Origin of the sequence: Psychrobacter sp. AOP5-GZ1-6, assembly GCF_052376345.1 — a bacterium.
Lineage (GTDB): Bacteria > Pseudomonadota > Gammaproteobacteria > Pseudomonadales > Moraxellaceae > Psychrobacter.
In genome coordinates this window covers 1-1937 of sequence record NZ_JBQSVP010000231.1, presented here as the reverse complement: position 1 = coordinate 1937, position 1937 = coordinate 1, and the positions used below count along the sequence as shown (strand labels likewise).

At 39.1% G+C, this 1937-nt stretch carries 1 protein-coding gene; it reads left to right on the top strand.

The window, feature by feature from the left end:
• Positions 1 to 469 precede the first annotated feature (469 nt).
• Complete coding sequence (locus tag ACT3RN_RS15305) at positions 470 to 1534, top strand: 2,3-butanediol dehydrogenase (protein ID WP_192520911.1); 1065 nt, start codon at positions 470 to 472, stop codon at positions 1532 to 1534.
• Positions 1535 to 1937 lie beyond the last annotated feature (403 nt).

Genomic DNA, 1937 nt, shown 5'->3' with positions numbered 1-1937 from the left:
TATTCAAATTATATTGAACCGACTATATCGAAATTATTTATAACTGGGCTAAACATAGCTAGATAAAGCATTGGCGAAATCAACAGAAAGAAGATATCGGAGCATAATGGATGTATTGACCCCCTTAAATAGTCTGCTAAATAGTATAGGTGAGTTTTTAACAATATTTAACAATACTTAACAGTTTTGATACTTTGAGTGTTTTTTAGAGTCGGATAATGAAGTATAAATTTTTTATTAACTTTTGTCGTTAGCCTATTTTATAACCGTATAGCCAATTCAATATAAAAAATAGTTAGCAAGATTGGAGCGATGTTTTTACCACTTTTATCTACGTCACTTTTATCTGCATAGCCACAGTCTGAAGTAAAAACTTAACTCAGTCGCGTGTCATATAAAATGCATTTATTTTATTTAGAATTGACCATACCAAGCAAGAGTGCGTTGATTATCAACGAAGGAGTTTTTTATGAAAGCAGCACGTTTTTATGATAAAGGCGATATTCGTATTGAAGATATTCCAGAGCCTACAGTAGAAGCAGGTACAGTCGGTATTGATGTAGCATGGTGCGGTATCTGTGGGACGGATCTGCATGAGTTTATGGAAGGTCCCATCTTTATTCCTCCATGTGGTCATCCGCATCCTATTTCAGGTGAGTCAGCGCCAATTACCATGGGGCATGAGTTCTCAGGTGTGGTGTACGCCGTTGGTGAAGGTGTTGATGATATTGAGGTCGGTCAGCATGTCGTGGTTGAACCCTATATCATCTCTGATGATGTACCAACAGGACCTGGTGAGGATTATCATTTATCAAAAGATATGAACTTTATTGGTTTGGGTGGCCGTGGCGGCGGTTTGTCCGAAAAAATCGCTGTAAAACGCCGCTGGGTACATCCTATCGCCAATAATATTCCATTAGATCAAGCTGCTTTGATTGAGCCGTTAGCTGTTGGCTATCATGCATATGTGCGTAGTGGTGCTAAAGCAGGTGATGTGGCTTTGGTTGGTGGTGGCGGTCCTATTGGTCTGTTATTGTCTGCCGTACTAAAAGCCAAAGGTATCACTGTCATCATGAGTGAGCTCAGTGCCAAGCGTAAAGAAAAAGCGCTTGATAGTGGTGTTGTCGATCATGTTATTGACCCTACCAAAGACGATTTGGCCGAAGAAGTAATGAAAATCACTGAAGGCGAGGGTGTTGATGTTGCTTTTGAATGTACGAGTGTCAATGCTGTTTTAGACTCTTTGGTTGAGCTGACTAAACCAACAGGTGTGGTGGTAATTGTTTCTATTTGGAGTCATCCGGCTACTGTAAACGTACACAGTGTGGTGATGAAAGAGCTTGATGTGCGTGGTACGATTGGCTATGTTAATAACCACAAAGATACGATTCAGCTTGTAGAAGATGGTCTGGTCAATCTTGAGCCCTTTATTACTCAGCGTATCGCGTTAGATGATTTGATCTCCAAAGGCTTTGAGACACTGATTCACAATAATGAATCAGCGGTAAAAATCATCGTAAATCCAAACCTATAATTACAGCGTATTGCCGATGAGTCAGTGCTATCAGGATTGAAGTGCGGACTGATTGAACCAGTAATTATTATGGTTTTAGTTATTATACTTTTGATGTAATCCCTGCTAACTAGCGGGGATTTTTTATACAAATAACAGGCACAAAAAAACCTGCTAAAAGCAGGTTTTGATATTTAGTCTAAGATGTACTATCCGAAAATGGTGGGGCTGGAGAGACTCGAAACCTCCTTACAATTAAATCACTGCAGCGATACGATAGCTAATACCTTGTTATATATATGTTTTATATAAATCGTAATGCTATATGAGCAGTAAATGCTATCCCATGCTAATCCCATACTTTAGATAGTCAAAGACTGAGACAGTATGGGTCAGGTGGGGAATTAGACGTTTTTAAAATTTT

Bases quoted from the DNA above. Each gene is read 5' to 3' on its own strand.
- ACT3RN_RS15305 (WP_192520911.1), top strand. From the start codon at position 470: ATGAAAGCAGCACGTTTTTATGATAAAGGCGATATTCGTATTGAAGAT.